The organism is Dysgonomonas sp. 521 (assembly GCF_010501055.1).
Classification (GTDB): domain Bacteria; phylum Bacteroidota; class Bacteroidia; order Bacteroidales; family Dysgonomonadaceae; genus Dysgonomonas.
The window spans coordinates 1-1,033 of sequence record NZ_QVMO01000227.1 but is presented as its reverse complement, the minus strand read 5'-3'; the positions used below and the strand labels follow the sequence as shown (position 1 = coordinate 1,033).

1 protein-coding gene is annotated in these 1,033 nt (G+C 35.6%); it reads right to left on the bottom strand.

Annotated features, from left to right (window positions below):
- Positions 1 to 21 precede the first annotated feature (21 nt).
- Positions 22 to 927 carry an IS982 family transposase gene (locus tag D0T84_RS22305; protein ID WP_163310112.1) on the bottom strand — a complete coding sequence of 302 codons (906 nt, stop codon included), beginning with the start codon at positions 925 to 927 and terminating at the stop codon, positions 22 to 24.
- Between the last annotated feature and the right edge of the window lie 106 nt (positions 928 to 1,033).

The following is a 1,033-nucleotide window of genomic DNA, read 5'->3' as shown; positions in this document are numbered from 1 at the left end:
ACGTGAGTTCGAAATAAGGCACTACCATATTGCTAGTTGCTTATCCTCAATAATATCAACTCTGATAGATGGCTTCTTAGGCAAGAAACTATAAGCTAATAATCCTGCAATCAGATTAGTGAGGAAGTTTGCAAATGATCGATGTCTTGTGTGCTCTATTTGACAGATATTTTTGAGTTCATCGTTAACAGATTCTATAATAGCCCTTTTTCGGAGCATAATCCTATCCTTAAGAGGCAATTCACCTTTCATGTTGTTTTTGAGTTTGTAAACCAGATGGATTCCATCGACAAAGAGAATTTCGGCTAACCGTTGAGAGATGTATCCTCTGTCAGCATAAAGCTTACCGAATATATTTTTGACAAAACTCTCCATTTCAAGCGGTTTCCTGTCATCCACATTCCCTTGGGTAATAACAAAACTTAAGATTTCTCCTTTATCATTGATTATCAAATGAAGCTTGAAGCCAAAGAACCATCCCATTGTACTTTTACCTTTCGAGGCGATACCATCAAATACTTTGTGCTGCCATTCACGTTTGATATTGCACACATCCAATGTAGTGGAATCCACAAAACTAATGCCTGTACATTTGCCCAACCGACAGGTTTTCAGAAACAAGACTAAGGGCAAAAGTGATCGCTGCTGGAGTTCTACAAAGCGGTTGTAAGATACAAGCTTGGGAAATTCATCCTTCATATGTTTGCTTACATAAAACAAATAATACGCCTTAAGATTCCTCATTCCACTCAGGTGAAAAGCTATTAAGATTGTCATTACTTCGCTGTCAGAGATTCGATTAGGCTTATTCCGATGCTTTTTACCGTTATCTTCCCGCAATCTATGACGGGTGGAAAATGATTCAAATTCTTTGGTAAATTCATCACATAAATAGAAAATATCTGTAACTTCACAAACACTTAGCATAATAGATGTTTTTTAATTAAACTTTGAATGTTAGATACTTAAAGTTAATCAAAAAATCGCTATTATGCTAATGTTTAAGTAATTATCTTATTTCGAACTCACGTTA

What these genes read in the sequence shown, in the direction of transcription:
- D0T84_RS22305 (WP_163310112.1), bottom strand. Translation starts at nt 927, where the DNA reads ATGCTAAGTGTTTGTGAAGTTACAGATATTTTCTATTTATGTGATGAA.